This is a genomic window from Clostridia bacterium (genome assembly GCA_035628995.1).
Taxonomy (GTDB): Bacteria; Bacillota; Clostridia; order Lutisporales; family Lutisporaceae; genus BRH-c25.
Map to the genome: position 1 here is coordinate 15,986 of DASPIR010000028.1, position 16,342 is coordinate 32,327.

The 16,342-nt window shown below is 40.2% G+C and carries 15 protein-coding genes; 3 read left to right on the forward strand and 12 right to left on the reverse strand.

The window, feature by feature from the left end; translation table 11 throughout:
• Positions 1-131 precede the first annotated feature (131 nt).
• The 4 genes from VEB00_12495 to VEB00_12510 form a co-directional block, all read right to left on the reverse strand.
• Positions 132-1,145, reverse strand: coding sequence for a LacI family DNA-binding transcriptional regulator (locus VEB00_12495; GenBank protein HYF83834.1), 1,014 nt, complete (start codon positions 1,143-1,145; stop codon positions 132-134).
• 271 nt (positions 1,146-1,416) lie between these two features.
• The gene (locus VEB00_12500) at positions 1,417-3,291 is read right to left on the reverse strand and encodes an ABC transporter ATP-binding protein (GenBank protein ID HYF83835.1); all 1,875 of its coding nucleotides are present in this window, start codon (positions 3,289-3,291) and stop codon (positions 1,417-1,419) included.
• Positions 3,288-5,015 (reverse strand): ABC transporter ATP-binding protein, encoded by a 1,728-nt coding sequence (locus tag VEB00_12505; protein HYF83836.1) that lies wholly within the window; start codon positions 5,013-5,015, stop codon positions 3,288-3,290. Before VEB00_12505 ends, VEB00_12500 begins: the two co-directional genes overlap by 4 nt.
• Positions 5,016-5,062: 47 nt before the next feature.
• Complete coding sequence (locus tag VEB00_12510; GenBank protein ID HYF83837.1) at positions 5,063-5,488, reverse strand: MarR family transcriptional regulator; 426 nt, start codon at positions 5,486-5,488, stop codon at positions 5,063-5,065.
• A gap of 365 nt (positions 5,489-5,853) precedes the next feature.
• On the opposite strand from VEB00_12510, the gene VEB00_12515 reads away from it, so the two are divergent.
• Positions 5,854-6,444, forward strand: a complete 591-nt coding sequence (locus VEB00_12515; GenBank protein ID HYF83838.1) for a protein kinase — start codon at positions 5,854-5,856, stop codon at positions 6,442-6,444.
• Positions 6,445-6,489: 45 nt separating this feature from the next.
• Here VEB00_12515 and VEB00_12520 read toward each other — a convergent pair whose 3' ends face one another.
• The 3 genes from VEB00_12520 to VEB00_12530 all read right to left on the reverse strand — a co-directional run bounded on the left by VEB00_12520 (position 6,490) and on the right by VEB00_12530 (position 9,535).
• On the reverse strand, positions 6,490-7,236 hold the full coding sequence (locus VEB00_12520) for a GNAT family N-acetyltransferase (protein ID HYF83839.1): 747 nt from the start codon (positions 7,234-7,236) through the stop codon (positions 6,490-6,492).
• Between the two features lie 180 nt (positions 7,237-7,416).
• Positions 7,417-8,064 (reverse strand): TrkA C-terminal domain-containing protein, encoded by a 648-nt coding sequence (locus tag VEB00_12525; protein HYF83840.1) that lies wholly within the window; start codon positions 8,062-8,064, stop codon positions 7,417-7,419.
• Between the two features lie 106 nt (positions 8,065-8,170).
• Positions 8,171-9,535 carry an MATE family efflux transporter gene (locus VEB00_12530; GenBank protein HYF83841.1) on the reverse strand — a complete coding sequence of 455 codons (1,365 nt, stop codon included), beginning with the start codon at positions 9,533-9,535 and terminating at the stop codon, positions 8,171-8,173.
• Between the two features lie 214 nt (positions 9,536-9,749).
• Between VEB00_12530 and VEB00_12535 the strand changes: the two genes are divergently transcribed.
• Both VEB00_12535 and VEB00_12540 read left to right on the forward strand, forming a co-directional pair.
• Complete coding sequence (locus VEB00_12535; GenBank protein HYF83842.1) at positions 9,750-10,001, forward strand: TM1266 family iron-only hydrogenase system putative regulator; 252 nt, start codon at positions 9,750-9,752, stop codon at positions 9,999-10,001.
• Positions 10,002-10,183: 182 nt separating this feature from the next.
• The gene (locus VEB00_12540) at positions 10,184-10,708 is read left to right on the forward strand and encodes an ECF transporter S component (protein HYF83843.1); all 525 of its coding nucleotides are present in this window, start codon (positions 10,184-10,186) and stop codon (positions 10,706-10,708) included.
• 45 nt (positions 10,709-10,753) lie between these two features.
• On the opposite strand, the gene VEB00_12545 is transcribed toward VEB00_12540, so the two are convergent.
• From VEB00_12545 to VEB00_12565, 5 genes are all read right to left on the reverse strand, one after another.
• Complete coding sequence (locus VEB00_12545; protein HYF83844.1) at positions 10,754-11,551, reverse strand: XdhC/CoxI family protein; 798 nt, start codon at positions 11,549-11,551, stop codon at positions 10,754-10,756.
• 1 nt (position 11,552) lies between these two features.
• Positions 11,553-12,356: a selenium-dependent molybdenum cofactor biosynthesis protein YqeB gene (yqeB, locus tag VEB00_12550; protein HYF83845.1), complete on the reverse strand. Its 804-nt coding sequence runs from the start codon at positions 12,354-12,356 to the stop codon at positions 11,553-11,555.
• The gene (gene yqeC / locus VEB00_12555; protein HYF83846.1) at positions 12,349-13,698 is read right to left on the reverse strand and encodes a selenium cofactor biosynthesis protein YqeC; all 1,350 of its coding nucleotides are present in this window, start codon (positions 13,696-13,698) and stop codon (positions 12,349-12,351) included. Before yqeC ends, yqeB begins: the two co-directional genes overlap by 8 nt.
• A 4-nt stretch (positions 13,699-13,702) precedes the next feature.
• Positions 13,703-14,722 (reverse strand): molybdopterin-binding protein, encoded by a 1,020-nt coding sequence (locus tag VEB00_12560; protein ID HYF83847.1) that lies wholly within the window; start codon positions 14,720-14,722, stop codon positions 13,703-13,705.
• Positions 14,723-14,801: 79 nt separating this feature from the next.
• Positions 14,802-16,322: an aromatic amino acid ammonia-lyase gene (locus VEB00_12565; protein ID HYF83848.1), complete on the reverse strand. Its 1,521-nt coding sequence runs from the start codon at positions 16,320-16,322 to the stop codon at positions 14,802-14,804.
• Between the last annotated feature and the right edge of the window lie 20 nt (positions 16,323-16,342).

Below are 16,342 nucleotides of genomic sequence, written 5' to 3' on the forward strand. Positions count from 1 at the left end.
TCTAGTGTTTCCAATGCTTTCCAACTTTTTTGCCATGAATGTTATCGTTTTCGGTAACGTTTCCGTTAACGTGTGCAATTTAGTTCAAAAATAATAGGTTCTTACCTATATTAAATATTAATATTAAATTACTACTTTCCTAATTCACCGGTGGATTTTCTTACTACCAGCTCCACATCTAACAATATGGACTTCACATTTTTTTTCTTCTCCAATAGGTTAATCATAAGATGCGCTAGCTTCTTTCCCTTCTCAAAGGAACGTTGCCTTATGGTAGTAAGTGGAGGATTGTAATATTGAGCTGTTTTAATATCATCGAATCCCACAATAGACATATCTTCGGGTATGTGCATTCCATGTTCCTTTATGGCATTTGCGGCTCCGATAGCCATCATATCTGAGGCGGCAAATATACCAGTCGGCTTCATCCCTCTATCGAATATATTATTCATCGCATTGTATCCATTATCGACTGATGATGTCTGAATTTCCACCAAGTCAGGATCAAACGGAATATTATATTTAGCCAAAGCGGCTTTATACCCATCAAAGCGGCTTTCGCTGCTTGCCAGATTCCCCGGACCATTTCTTATCATCCCTATTTTTCTATGTCCTAGCGAAATCAAGTGTTCAACTGCCATATATCCGCCTAAGTGATTGTCAATGTCCACGTATACAACATTTTCCTCATTAAGTATTCTTGAGGTGGCAACAAAAGGAGCCCCCATTTCATGTAGTAGAGATATGACATTTTTATTATGGCTCATAGGGCTTAGCAGCACAAACCCGTCAACACGGTTTTGGGTAAATGCATATTCTATAAAATCCACCTTTGGATAATAACAGAACATAAGATAATATGAACGTTTATTAAGCTCATTAAGTATTCCCTCTATAACTTCTGCGTAGAAGGGATTCCCCAGTACATAGTTTGCTTCATAAGGTATAACCAAACCTATACAATTACTTTTCTTGGATGATATCCCCTTTGCAAAAGCATTTGGCTGAAACCTGTGCTTTTCTATCAATTCCATAATAGTCTGACGCGTTTCAGGTTTTACATCCGGTTTGTTGTTCAATACCCTTGATACAGTTGTACATGATACATTTGACATTCTCGCAATGTCTTTTATGGTTAGTTTCATATTACTACCTCTATCTCAGTATTTTTGATAGCGTTTCCGTAACCGTTTTCAGTTTCACAATTAATAGATTCTACAAAATATATTATTATCCTTCGTTGTTAAAAAATTATCTTTTAATTTTGAATTTTATAAACAGGGCTTTTAAACCATTTTTTAGAATCGAATCTGGCACAAACCTCCAAACTGTTTGGCTGCCAGGGTTATACTGCAAATAAAAAAGGACACTGTACTATTCATTAATACAGTGCCCCCCGTCTAAAGCTTGAAATCGTTATACAGCCTCATTACCCAAGTCTGCTTCTGTAAACTGACTGTTGTAAAGGTCAGCGTAGAAGCCGCCCTTGACCAAAAGCTCTGTATGGCTGCCTTGTTCTATTATTGTTCCATGATTCATAACCAGAATAAGATCAGAATCACGAATGGTAGACAATCTGTGGGCAATTACAAAGCTGGTTCTGCCCTGCATCAGATTTGTCATTGCTTTTTGTATAAGCAGCTCTGTTCTAGTATCAACATTGCTTGTAGCTTCATCAAGAATCAGCATCGAAGGGTCTGCAAGAATCGCACGAGCGATTGTCAGAAGCTGTTTCTGTCCCTGCGAAATATTAGAAGCCTCTTCATTCAATACTGTTGCATATCCTTCCGGAAGTGTCTTGATAAAGTGATGCGCGTGCGCTGCCTTTGCAGCATCTATAATATCTTCCTCTGTTGCTCCTTCACGTCCGTACGCAATATTATCCCTTATGCTTCCATTGAAAAGCCAGGTGTCCTGAAGAACCATTCCGAACATGGTACGCAGATCTCCACGCTTGATATCCTTTATGTCAACTCCATCAACAGTAATTTTCCCTCCCTGGATTTCATAGAAACGCATCAAGAGATTTACCAGTGTGGTTTTACCTGCACCTGTCGGACCTACGATAGCGATTGTCTGGCCCTCTTTGACATCGATGCTCAGATCCTCCATAAGTATAGCATCTTCCTTGTAGCCGAACCTTACATGCTCAAATTTGACTTCACCCCTAGGGGCCTTTATTACTGAAGAATCCTCTCTATCCGCCGTCTCTTCAGTTTCATCCAGCACTTCAAAAACTCGTTCAGCAGATGCTATTGTGGATTGTATCACATTGGCTATATTTGCCAACTGTGTAATAGGATGTGTAAAATTCCTTATATATTGTATGAATGCCTGTATATCTCCGATTTCAATTTTCCTTTTTGCCACCATAAGGCCACCTATAACGCATACAATTACATATCCTATGTTGTTTACAAAATTAAGTGCGGGGAATATCACTCCTGACATAAACTGTGCCTTCCAGCCTACGTTATAAAGCCTCTCATTTATTTTCTCAAACTCAGCTATTGAATCCTCTTCATGACCGAAAGCCTTTACTATCTTGTGTCCTGTGTACATTTCCTCCACATGACCGTTCAATGCCCCAATACTTTTTTGCTGGTCTGCAAAGTATTTTTGCGACTTCTTTGCTATGAATGCAGTTATCAGTAAACTCACAGGCAATGTTACTATAGCAATAAGTGTCATTACCGGACTGATTGTCAGCATCATAATGAGTATCCCTGCTACCGTTACAAATGATGTAATAAGCTGGGTAAGACTCTGCTGCAGTGTTGCTGCAATATTGTCCATATCGTTTGTGACACGACTCAAAATCTCTCCGTGGGTATGTGCATCAAAATACTTGAGAGGAAGCCTGTCAAGCTTTGACTTTACATCGTTTCGCATAGTATAAACCGTTTTCTGGGATACACTTGCCATTATATAAGACATCATGTAGCTGAAAAGTGCACTTATAATATATAGTGCGACCATCATGAGCAATATCTGCCCGATATAAGTGAAATCAATACTTGGCGCAGACGGATTCTTGAGAATCCCCTCTCCAAGCTTGGTAGTGGCTTTCCCCATTACTTTTGGTCCTAGTATATTGAAGACAGTACTCGCAACAGCAAATATCAGCACTGCTAAAAAATTATATTTCTGTGGCGACAAGTATTCTACAAGTCTTTTAGTTGTTACTTTAAAGTTCTTCGCTTTTTCCACTGGCCGACCCATACCGCCCATAGGACCTCCATGTCCGCCGACCGGTCCTCCGCCAGGTCTTTGCGTTCTTTGCTGCGTCATGCTATCTCCTCCTCTGACAACTGGGAGGATACGATTTCACGATATACCTCGCAGGTATTCATTAACTCCTTGTGCCTGCCCATTCCTACTATTGAACCGTTATCCAGTACGATTATCCTGTCGGCATCCATAACTGTGCTCACTCTCTGAGCAACAATAATTACTGTCGATTCCACCGTTTCTTTCCTTAGGGCTGCACGCAGTCGGGAATCAGTCTTAAAATCCAAGGCTGAAAAGCTGTCATCAAAAATATATATCTCAGGCTTTCGAACTAATGCACGGGCTATTGAAAGTCTCTGCTTCTGACCACCCGAAATATTAGTGCCGCCCTGAGCAATTTCAGAGTTGAATCCATCCTTCCTCTCTGCAATGAATCCTTTTGCCTGCGCAGTTTCGGCAGCATGTCTTATTTCCTCATCGGTCGCATCATCCTTGCCATATCTGATGTTATCGGCTATAGTACCTGAAAACAGCACCGCAGTTTGTGGAACAAAACCGATTTTTGCTCTCAAATCCTTCTGTGTCATATCCCTGACATCTATGCCATCCACCAGTATACTTCCGCTTTCAATATCATAAAAGCGCGGTATAAGATTGATAAGCGTTGATTTTCCTGAACCGGTGCCTCCTATAATTGATGTTATCTCCCCTGGTTTAGCCACAAAGGAAATGTTGCTTATCGCTGGTTCTTCTGCGCCAGGATAGCTGAAGACAACATCCTTGAATTCCACATAACCTCTCTGCTGATCGGCTTTATTGGGTTGATGAGGGTTAACAATCTCCGGATTCATATCAAGAACTTCATTGATTCTTGCTGCAGACGCCTGTGCACGGGGAACCATTACATACATTATGGATACCATTATGAGAGAAAACATTATCTGCATAGCATACTGAAGAAATGCCATCATATCTCCCAGCTGCATCTTGCCGCTGTTTATCCTTAGTCCGGCAAACCAAATAATAGCCATAGAGGTAACATTCATGAAAAGCATCATTATTGGCTGCATTGCTGCCATAATCTTATTAACCCTTATAGATGTATCTGTAAGATCTCCATTAACTTCCGCAAACCTGTGCCGTTCTATATCCAGTCTGTTAAATGCACGTATTACTCTTATACCTGTAAGGTTTTCACGTAATACAAGATTGACCTTATCAAGCTTTTTTTGCAGTGACTTGAATATTGGTACTACCGTAGCCGCAAGAATACCAATCAGTATCATAAGCACAGGTAAAACGATAGCAAGAATCATGGTCAGTGGCTTATCCTTGGATAATGCCATAATAATACCTCCGATGCACATGATAGGGGCATATATCATAAAACGCATACCCATGACAATAAGCGTCTGCACCTGATTGATGTCATTGGTAGTCCTCGTAATCAACGAAGCAGTACCAACCTTATCAAATTCATGCAGTGAATAGCTTTCTACCCTTTCAAAAACCTTGCTTCTTATAATTCTGCCATAACCCAATGCAACTCTTGCAGATAAATAACTGCCAACAATCGCACAAATGCTGCTTCCCAATGCTACAACAAGCATGTAGCCGCCGTATCTCCATATATAGCCTGTATCGCCCTTCATCATTCCATTATTTACGACATCTGACATAAGCGTCGGTAAATATAGCTCCGCCATAGCCTGAAGAAATAAAAACAATACAACGAAAAATACAGACCATATGAATGGTTTTAAAAACCTAAATAATCTAAACATAAATAACCCTTTCCATCAGCTAAAGCTGCATAACCCGCTAGTATAATTTAATCTAATCTATCAAATATTTCCTTCATTTCCAGTATAAGCTCATTTAACCTTTCAATGTCTTTGTCATTAAACGAATCCAGTCTCTCCATCATCTCTCCCTTGATTCTTTTAATATTTTCATTAATATATTCTTCGCCTTTTTTTGTCAAAGCTAAAATAATTACTCTTCTGTCATTGGAATCAAATGCTCTCTCCACAAAACCGTCATTTATCAGCTTATCTGCTATAACAGTGAGATTAGGTTTTGGAACCATCATTTTTTCACTGTAATAGCTCATTGGCTTTCTATTTTCCTTGCTGATATGGAATAAAAGCCCCATCTGCTGCTTTGGCATTTCAAAAGTAGGATGAACCCTCATAAGTTTTTTGAACATTGCAGGTAAAAAATTCAACAAGTTTTCAGCTAGTTTCTCCCTATCCAAGAATGATGCACCTCCATTTATTACTCTTCTTACGTAATTTACTATCTATAATTATAACTACTTATAATAGTTACGTTTTATAACTATTATATAATATCACTATTATTATTATATGGCAAATACTTTTTCATACAAAAAATAATAGTGCTGTACTCATTTTGCTGAGTACAGCACTATTATTTTTTGCATATGTTAATCAAATCTATTTTGTGGGCAATTATTGAGTTAATTCCATAAATTAGCTTATTTTCTATAAGAAATTTTCAAATTTTGCGTCAAGACATGTATATAGCACATATCATGGAAGTGTACGCACTAAAGACTCCCTTATGCGTACTAATTTAGCAGTATACCTGGAGGGTCTTATGGATAAGAAATTATATAAGCGATATATTGAGAACTTCGATATCAATCTGTTGGATTGCAGACCCCTTGGTGGAGGCCACAACGGAATTGTATATCTACTGCCCGAAGGGAAGGTTATCAAGATATGCTATGAAGCCAATAGCTGCAAAAAGGAATACGATATTCTAAAAAGAATAAAGAGAAATAATTATTTCCCTCGAGTATACGGCATGATGGGAAATTACATGATAAGGGACTATGTGGATGGAATCACTCTCAGTAAACATATCAAGCACTATGGCTTTGACAAGAAGCTGGCGGTGAACCTGATGGAGCTTTTAGAAGAATTCAAAAGATTGAATTTTAAGAAGCAGGATATACGCTGCAAGGATATAATGATTCAGCCTGATGGTCGACTGATGGTCATTGATCCTAAAAAGTTCTATTCAAAACAACGTGATTTTCCCAAACACCTGTCCAAAGGTTTGTATAAACTGGGGGTGCTTGACAGCTTCATGAATATTGTCAGGGAAGAGAAGCCGCAGCTATACAAGCAGTGGCACAGCAAGGTTAATGACTATATCTATCAAAAACAAAATGAGTATAAATAGCAAAAAAGACTGTATCAGGTGAAATTGCACCTGATATAGTCTTTCTTAATATGCTAAAGCATCTTCAAAACGTACATAGTTCAGTAATTTGCTCTCCTTAAACAGCCACAAACCAACAAAACCTTCATTTATCAATTTTCCCTGCTGCTCAAGATCACCAAGGGGTATGCTTAAAAGCTTGCTTGTTTTCTTTTCTGCCATTGGCTCCAGATCCATGTGAAGGATGAACCTCCACATCCCATCTTTTCCATCTTTATCAGTTCCATATTTTTTCTTGAGTGCTTTTATTCTTAAACCGCTTTTAATTATATTAAATAAGCTGAAAACATTCTGAGGAGATACAGTACAAAGCAAATGACTGTAGCCAAATTCCTTCACCATTGGTATGGCTTGCTGCAGTGTCAAGCTCTGCAGCGAATTTCCCCTGTAATCAGGATGTACAACTGTCGTTTCAAGATGAGCCACCTTTGCCAGCTCTTTCTGCGGCATATTTATGTCATTTCCCAGATTTTTCTCAGACCAGCCCGGAAAACCTATATAACGATAAGCAATCAGCTCTCCTGCTTTATTGTATACACCAATTATTTTTGCTCCGTTTTTCATATCCTCAAGCATATCTTCGTAAGAATCCATGTATAGTACCTGCTTGTTGGGAAGCTGGTTATAGACATATTTCTGGAGTTCAACTGCAGCTTTAAGCTCTCCTGTTGTTATAAGTCGCATAGCATACTCATCCTGTTCTATTCTATCATCCTTGTGTTTAATTAGTTGTCCTGTCTTTAATACCATCATATGTCGGCCTCCTTTCAAAATCCCTTTGGTTTTAGCAGATTCTCCACAGTGTGACAACTTTTGTCATATTATCAAGTTGTCTCTTTAATTAATAATATCACAGACAACTCATTATTGTCAATCAAGTTGTCTGTTAGATAAAAAATTAACTGCTATCTTCTCAGATAACAGTTTTTTAAATTAAACTTTATTTACGTATTTATCTACCTTGTCAGAAATATTAGCATCATTCCCTACATAAAGAATAATATCATTTGAGTAAAACACCAGTTTCGGTCCCGGTGACAGATACAGGTGTCCGGAGCGGTTTATTCCTATTATCGTCGCACCTGTATGATCCCAGAAACGCACCTCCCCGATTGATTTTCCTATGAGATGGCTTTTTTCAGATATTTTCAGCTCCAAGGGATATATAATTCCAATATTTCTAAGAAGCATAGCCTGCTCAATAACCGAGTCCACCCGTTCAATAACAGATTTTTCAATGGACCTTTTTTCATCCATTAGTTTGTAAATATCCTCTCTAAGGGACAAAATTCTATCTTTTGACTGGTACTCCTTTATGAAAGTATTAGCTGCTTCTTTGGATTTTATTAAAATACCTTTTTTTTCGATAACATTCACAACCCGCAGCTCTTCCAGCAGCTTCAATGCTCTTCTGATTGTTTCCGGAGAAACGCTGTACTTGCCCGAAAGTGTAGATCGTCCTTTGACCATTTCGCCAACTTTCCATTCGTCGTTAAGAATACTATAAGCTATATCCAGTGCTATCTTCTCATATTTTGCAACAGATTCACCTTTATCTTCCAAATGGTTTTTCAAATTCATTTCAACACCCTCTGCAATTCTTAATTCAAATTATTAAATATTACATACTCTAATTCTTCTATTCTTGTAAGCAGTTGTCAAGCAAATTATACTTTACACCAAGGAACTATTCCTGTTCTTGGCTTTCTAAATGTCTTGCATCCAGATGCCTCATTTCCATTATAAGAAAAATTCCTGTTATTATTGACGAAGTTAAATCTGCTACAGGTCCAGCCATCAGCACCCCATCCAAACCATAGAACCTTGGCAGGATAAGCAATGCAGGTATAAGTATTAAAACCTGCCTTGATAATCCTAAAAAGGATGCATGCTTTGGCTTTCCAACCGCCTGGAAATAGTTTGAAGATACTATCTGGAATCCAATAATCGGAAGGAAGATTAGAAATATCTTTATTGCTCTAGCTCCAAATTTTATCAGTTCTGCATCTTCCCTATTAAACATAGCAACTAGCTGGTAAGGAAATATCCTTGTAGCTATAAATCCGATAAATGCAATGGATGTAGCAGCAAAAATCGCCAGCTTCAAAGCTTTTTTCACCCTGTCAAACTTTAGCGCACCATAGTTATATCCAATTATGGGCTGGGCTCCTTGATTTATACCAAATATCGGCATGAGTATCAGCATAGTGATGCTCATAACTACACCCATTCCTGAGACCGCAATATCTCCGCCATATACAGTCAGGCTCTTGTTCATGATAACATTTAACAGGCTTGCAGCCATCTGCATCAAGAATGGAGCCGCACCTAAGGTAATGATTTTAACAACCATCGGCAAATGCAGCTTCAAATTTTTCAGATGGACCTTAAGAATGCTTTTGCCTCCCAGAAAATGATAAAGTACCCATACCGCTGATACCGTCTGTGATAAGACAGTTGCTATAGCAGCACCCTTGATGCCCCAGCCAAATACAAAGATAAAAATGGGGGCTAATATTGTATTCAAAATGGCACCTATCAGCATTGTGAACATAGCGATTTTGGGATTCCCCTCAGCCCTGATGAAGTTGTTCATTCCAAAGCCTATTGTCTGGGCTACAGTCCCCCAGAGTATGATTCCTAAATAGTCCTTTGCATACGGGAGCACCGCCTCACTGGCTCCAAAAGACCTTAAGAGCGGCTCTAAAAAAATCAGGCCTATAGCCGATATTATCACTGCTGCGACAATTAACAGCACCATTGCATTTCCTAAAATGAGCTCAGCTTCTTCCTTTTTTCCTTCTCCCAGTCTAATAGAAATCAATGAGTTTGCCCCTATACCTATAAGCATGGCAAAGGCCATAATCGCCAACATAATCGGAAAGCCTATAGTTATTCCGGCAATTCCTAAAGAACCTACACTATTCCCGATAAAAATACGGTCTACTACATTATATAAAGCATTTACCAGCATTCCTACAATTGCCGGTATTGAAAACTTCACTAGAAGTTTTGATACTTTCTCTTCTCCCAGCTGTCTCGATCGATCCATTCTGCTCTCCTCTACTTGAAACAAATATTATTTCAGTTTATAGCATTTCCATTTTTGCGCATATAATTACTGATTGATATTGTAATAATACTAGCTATATCCAAGAAAATCAAGCATTGCTTGTGGGTTTGAGGATATTTCTTAAACTGCCTTGCAGCAGATAGTTGAATTCTGATATAATGAATATATAGTTAATTATTTAACGAGGTGTGCAATGGAAAGTGATAGCAGGATTGCCGTAATAGGCATAGTGGTACAGAACAGAGAAGAAACAAGCAGAAAGCTTAATGAAATATTGAGTACTTTCGGCAATATAATTGTAGGAAGGATGGGCATACCCTATAAAGAGAAGGATGTGTCTGTTATGTCCATAATAGTTGATGGTACGAATGATGAAATCGGCGCATTGGCCGGGAAGCTTGGAAGTATAAATGGTGTTAAGGCAAAGGTTGCATTGACACATTAACAAATTGACCAATACTCTAAGATGGCGGAGTTTTCCAACATCAAGGAGAATATTTAATCCTGACGAGATGGAAGGCTCTTATCGAAGGGGGAATACGCATGTTGAATACTGCTGTAAACTCCTCCTGACAAATACAGGAGGTTTATTATTTATCATATTATTATTTTAATGGAGGTTTTATTGTGAGTAGTAATTCTAAGAAAATACAATTTATGACTAGAACGGCACTTTTGCTTGCATTGGTAATCACTGTACAAATGGCAGGAAGGCTTATACCCAATAGCAACTTCGTGGTAGGCCCACTTGTGAATGCATGTCTGCTTATTTCTACTGCCCTTGCAGGAGTGTGGAGCGGAATCATAATTTCTGTTATCTCACCTTTTGCATCACTTATTAATAATCATGCCCCTGTAGCAGCAGCACTGCTGCCCTTTGCCCCTTTCGTCGCAGCTGGCAACGCTGTATATGTTCTATGCTACTATTTGCTAGGAAAGAAAAATTCCGTTGTAGGTGTGGGTATCGGATCGATATTGAAATTTGCTTTTCTCTATTCATCTATAAATATATTCCTTCAGTTATTTAGCTTCCCTAAGTTCGCTAAAGTACTGACATTCCTCTTTGGATGGCCTCAGCTGATAACAGCCCTGATAGGCGGTATACTCGCCCTCGCTGTTGTGAAGATATTAAAAGGCCATATTACAGAGTAAAAAGCATAAAAAATGAAGAGAATCTTTGAAAAGATTCTCTTCATTTTATTTTATTTCCCTCATATGTTTTAAGTGACCGTTGTTTTTTACAAGCAATATCTCAGAGAGAATACCAAAGGCTATCTCGGAGGCAGTATCCCCGCCCAGGTCCAGACCTATAGGCGCATATACCTTTTCAAGTTCAGACCTGTCGCAGCCTTCGTCCAAAAGCTGGTCAAAGACATATTTCGTCTTCTTACGGCTTCCTATCATTCCTACATAAGCAGCGTCCCTTCCTATTGCAGCCTTCAAAGCTTCAGTGTCGCATATATGTCCTCTTGTTACAATTACTACATAGCAGTTGTTGTCCAAGGGATAATTACTCATGCATTCACCGATATTCCCAATAAAGATATCGCAGCCGGGAAACCTTTCAGCATTTCCGTATTCCTCCCGGTCCTCAATAATCACTGCATGAAAGCCCATCAGCTCTCCAAGCTTATATAATTCAAGAGCTATATGTCCGCCGCCAGCTATAACCAGCCTGTCCTTTTCCTTGAATACCTTTATGAAAACACTTGCTTTTCCCCCGCACTGCATATGCAGTTCGCCGGATTCCGTAAGCTCCAGCTCCAGAAGTCTGTTTTTCCCTTCTTCCATGCTCTCAAGTGCGTATTTCCTGGCTGTATTTTCAAAGTTTCCTCCACCAATTGTACCCATGGTTGTTCCATCCTCAAACACAGCCATCATAAAGCCTTGCTTGCCTGGTGATGACCCTTCTTCCTCTACTAAAGTAACAAGAGCTGCTTTCCTGTTAGCCTTGATTTCCGCAGCCAGCTTTTCCATAAGTGCGTATTCCATCATTTCACCTTCCAAATCTTTCTTTTCTTAGGTATAGTATTGCTTCCAGCACACCACCTGCCACCGACCGTGCCTTATCCGAAATGGTATAGCAATATTCCCTTATTCCCCTTGGATCCACATCGCCGATTTTCAGTCCTTCTTTTACATAAGTATTATCAGCAATTAGTCCTCTTATAACCCCTGCAATGGATGACTTCACCGGCTCATTATCTATAAGCGCAACTACATCCCCCTGCTTTACTATATCACCTATTTCAAGAACGTTCTTTATTATACCGCTTCTAGAGGCACGAAGCAGCCTCTCCTGTGAATAGCCCATGATGTTTCCGGGTATTCCTGTATCTGCTGCAGCCGAGCCTTTATATATAGCCATTCCCAAGTCATGTCCTCTTTTTGTCTCTACTACGGCATCCACATCCACGCCTGCTTCAAAACCTGGACCAACACCTACTGTAATAGGCGCCATTCCCCTGTTAGTCCCAAGATTCTTTTTAGCCATTATTGCATCAACGACTGCTAACGGCTTGACTTTATCAAGAATACAGCACTCACTGTCGCATAATATGGGAATGCTATTGTTGTCCCATATTCCAGCAATACTATCACTGCTCAATGCCTTTACAGCCCGCACCCCTTCAATCTCGGCCTCACCTATAAGAATTGCATTTGCAAAGGACGCACAGCGCCTTACAACCAGAGGCTCCTCGATATCAGTGAGAAGCAGTCTGAAGCCGCTTTTATAAAGTCTGTGGGCTATACCGGTAGCCAGATCTCCCGCGCCTCTAATAACAATTACATCATCCATTTTCATCCTCCAGCTTTAGGGCTGATTTGTATTCCTCTGGGGTATCGATATCAAACCCTATAGTATCATTATCAAATTCAACTGCGACAATATGCCCTTCAAGTCCCTCAAGCAGTGTACGCCCTCCCGCATCTCCTCTGAGACTTAAAAGCCTATCTCTTAGTAAAGAGGAAAATATCACAGGGTTTCCCCTGTTTCCATTATATAATGGGACAACCGCACTGCAGTTCTCCTGTGAAAAGCTTTCAATGAGCTGATTTATTATGCTGTCTGTGATAAAGGGCTGGTCTCCCACTAAGAACATGAATCCCTCCGCAGCCGGGCAGGAATTCTCTGCTCCAAGCCTCACAGACTGGCTTTGTCCTAACTCGGGAGCAGGATTATGCACAAGCTTTGCTCCATATTTTCTGCCGATGGAGGCTATTTCATCACTGGCACATACCAAGACAACCTCTCCAAGTTTTGAACGGTCAGCTGCTGCAAGTATTCTCTCTATTACGGGAACACCGCCTACAGGAAGCAGAAGCTTATTTCCGCCCATTCTCTTTGACAAACCTGCTGCAAGTATAATGCCGCTTATTTTCTTGACTGCATTCGTAAAGATGCAATTCTTCATACTGGCAATTACTATTTGTTCAGGATTATACCCATTATACAATAGCTTTTGTGCAATATCAAAAGCAGCTCTTCTCTCCTTTTCCCCCTCAGCCTTATTCACAATAAGGTATCTTTCAGAAAGAATCGGAGCAGCTTTGAAAAGTCCCTCCTTGTGCAGTATGAGCCTTAGTATCATATCTGCATCAATAATATCTCCTTCAGTGCACCCGAGCAGCTTGCAGAATAGCTCCGGCCTATGTACATTATCCGCACATACCTCTTTACCAACACAGTCCAAACCAATCAACCCTATTACCTTAGTGGTAGCAGATGGAATTACCGGCTCATGTTCTGCCGGTGCCTTTACCGGCCTGCCCTTTGAACCATCACCCTCGACCAGTATATAGTCAAATATACCCTTTGAGAATACAGTATCAAGAAACCCGGGACTAACTCCCAACAGCTTGCCTTCAGCGGAAAGCGACCTGCCAAGGACAGTTATTCCGCATTTATTTTCATTATCAAACAGCTCTAATGATTCTTCTTCAGAAATTACTATTTTGTCATATTGGCTCTGCTCAGGATAATAAATTGCAGTAGTCGTTGTGGCAAGAATCTTCTTTCCATCTGATGAAAGCTCTCTGGCAAGGCGGAACATTGTCGAGGTTTTGCCCCCTGCTCCTATGAGGCAAATCATATCTGCCCTTTCTAGTTTGATATTTATCATACTGTATAGGTTTTCCATACTATTACCTTCCAAATGTGCAATTGGGATATCTGCAGATATCGCAATTCTGGCATAGTCCCCCATGTCCCATCATCGTGAAATCCTTTTTGCAGAAGACCTCTCCCGCAAGAATTCTTGGCAATACAATATCAAGAACAGTAATTTTGTGATACATTCCACAAGCAGGAATACCCAACAGCGGAATGTTATTCTTATATCCCAGCATAAACATCGCCCCCGGAAGTACTGGTGATCCGTAAGTGACTATGCTGTCAGCAACCTCTCTAATTGCAGAAGGGGTAACATCGTCAGCATCGACAGACATTCCACCCGAAACAAACACTAATTGCACACCGCTTTTTATTTGTGCTTCAATGGCGGCTTTTATCTTCTCTTTACTATCAGGAGCATATATAGTATCTGTGAGCAGGCAGTCATAATCCGTAAGCTTCTTGGCAAGTACAGGCCCGAACTTATCTGTTATTCTGCCCTCAAACACTTCAGTACCAGTTACAACTATTCCTGCCTTAGGCTTTTCCAGCTCCTTGATCCAAATTACCTTGCCAAGTCTGCTGCATATTTCTTCAACCGCCTCTATGCTGCCCTTATCGATACAAAGTGGTATGATTCTTGTACCCGCTATAATTTTGCCTATATTGACCATTGTATTGTTATGAAGTGTGGAGAATATAACCATATCTATAGCATTTATACATTCAAGTGCCTCAAGGTTTATTTTCAAAAGCCCTTTTTTGTCAGCCTTTAAACTGATTTTACCTTCGGTGGGGCCTGTCAGAATAATTCCCTCCCCTGCTGCCGCTTCAGCTATCCTCATGGCAGCATCATCCTCATGGAGAGTATTGCAGTCCATTTCAAGCACGAATATATTATTTTTTCCCATCTTTTTAAGTTCTTCGATATCTTCAGCCTGTATTATATGCCCTTTCTTAAAGGCCGCTCCCTTGAATTCGCCTGGTACAATTTTCGTAAGATCATGAGCCAGTATAGTTCCTACAGATTCTTCCACCCTAATGCTTTTCATGAATTCTCCACCTCCTTATTATAATTGTAATTGAAAAACAGACATGGAGCAAGATGCATCCATGTCTGTCAATAAACCTTTATTTGGTTATTCTCATTGCTTCTTTTACATCTGCAATTAACTTACCCGAGCGTAGAACCTCATATGCTTTTTTTATATCTACGGAAAGGTTTCTGTCCTTATCATAGAAGGGTACTGCTTTTCTTATAGAATCAAAAGCGGCTTTTGTACCTTTTCCCATATGTATGTCGTTTCTCAAATCAACGGCCTGAGCAGCATGTATGGCCTCTATCCCCAATATGTAGAACATATTGTCAACTATCTTCCGTGTCTTCTGTACTATGTATGGAGCGTTGTTTGCATGATCCTCCATGTCTCCTGCCAATGAAAAGAAATCAGAAATTGCAGGGTTGGATAAATGTCTTATCTCAGTATCAAGGGATGTATAAGTCTTCTGTATTGTTGCAAATGCAAGTACATTATCCGCAGGTGAAAGGAATCTGGACAGCTTTGTAAATGCCGGATTACCAAGTTTAATCATCCTGTGGCATGAGACCTTTGAAAGCTGACTTAATGCCAAACCCAGCATTTCAAATCCCAAGGACCAATTGGTGACCTCGAAATTCGAGCAGGATATTATCTTTTTGTCATCCATTATTATGCATGGATTATCATCTGAGGAATTCAGCTGTATGTCCAGCAAGCCCTCAACATAAGCAACTGCATCCCTGACTGCTCCATGTACATGAGCTGAGCCTCGGAAGCTTAAAGGGTCCTGAACGGGCTTTTTCCAATCCGGTTCCCAAATATAGCTTCCCTCAAGATATTCTGTAATTCTCTCTGCACTGTATGCCTGTCCTTTATATGGCCTTATACGGTGCGTCCTTACATCCAGAGGAGAAACATTTCCATTTAGTCCTTCAAGGGATAATGCATATATTACATCTGATATATCTAAAAGCTCTTTTATATCATTTAATACAAGGGCTCCTTGTCCGGCTGAAAGTGCATTGGAACTCACTATAGCAAGACCATCCTTTGGTCCTAGCACCACAGGCTCCAAGCCCGCTCTTTTCAAGGCTTCAGCAGAAGCTATCCTCTCTCCGTTATAGAAGGCCTCCCCTTCTCCCAGCATTGCAAGTCCTATATGAGAAAGACAGGTTATATCTGCTTCTCCGATAGAGCCTCTTTCCGGAATAACCGGATGCACCCCTGCATTGAGCATATCCTTATACATAACAGCTATCTCAGGCTGTATTCCTGTCGCACCTACCAACAGTGTATTGAGCCTTGCGAGCATTATTGCCCTTACTTCATCCTCGGTCGCAATCGGGTCTACCCCAAGGCAGTGGGAGTATATGAGATTCCTATTATACTCCTGGAAGAACTCCTTAAAGACTCTTTTGTCTTTATTCCAACCAACGCCTGTATTGAAGCCGTAAACCGGCACATTACTGTCAACAAGATCGAACACCAGCTGTCTTGACGCTTTAAGTGCATCAATGGCTTCGGGAGTAATTTCCACCTTAAGTCCTTCCCTTGCGACCTTGACAACCTGCTCTATTGTCAAATCTCTGCCATTCAAATTCACAGTATCCATATGCTATCCCCTTCCACTGT

Excerpts from the sequence above, each read along its gene's own strand:
- VEB00_12495 (HYF83834.1), bottom strand. The coding sequence starts at position 1,145 with ATGAAACTAACCATAAAAGACATTGCGAGAATGTCAAATGTATCATGT.
- VEB00_12500 (HYF83835.1), bottom strand. The coding sequence starts at position 3,291 with ATGACGCAGCAAAGAACGCAAAGACCTGGCGGAGGACCGGTCGGCGGA.
- VEB00_12505 (HYF83836.1), bottom strand. The coding sequence starts at position 5,015 with ATGTTTAGATTATTTAGGTTTTTAAAACCATTCATATGGTCTGTATTT.
- VEB00_12515 (HYF83838.1), top strand. The coding sequence starts at position 5,854 with ATGGATAAGAAATTATATAAGCGATATATTGAGAACTTCGATATCAAT.
- VEB00_12520 (HYF83839.1), bottom strand. The coding sequence starts at position 7,236 with ATGATGGTATTAAAGACAGGACAACTAATTAAACACAAGGATGATAGA.
- VEB00_12525 (HYF83840.1), bottom strand. The coding sequence starts at position 8,064 with ATGAATTTGAAAAACCATTTGGAAGATAAAGGTGAATCTGTTGCAAAA.
- VEB00_12530 (HYF83841.1), bottom strand. The coding sequence starts at position 9,535 with ATGGATCGATCGAGACAGCTGGGAGAAGAGAAAGTATCAAAACTTCTA.
- VEB00_12535 (HYF83842.1), top strand. The coding sequence starts at position 9,750 with ATGGAAAGTGATAGCAGGATTGCCGTAATAGGCATAGTGGTACAGAAC.
- VEB00_12545 (HYF83844.1), bottom strand. The coding sequence starts at position 11,551 with ATGATGGAATACGCACTTATGGAAAAGCTGGCTGCGGAAATCAAGGCT.
- yqeB (HYF83845.1), bottom strand. The coding sequence starts at position 12,356 with ATGGATGATGTAATTGTTATTAGAGGCGCGGGAGATCTGGCTACCGGT.
- yqeC (HYF83846.1), bottom strand. The coding sequence starts at position 13,698 with ATGGAAAACCTATACAGTATGATAAATATCAAACTAGAAAGGGCAGAT.
- VEB00_12560 (HYF83847.1), bottom strand. The coding sequence starts at position 14,722 with ATGAAAAGCATTAGGGTGGAAGAATCTGTAGGAACTATACTGGCTCAT.
- VEB00_12565 (HYF83848.1), bottom strand. The coding sequence starts at position 16,322 with ATGGATACTGTGAATTTGAATGGCAGAGATTTGACAATAGAGCAGGTT.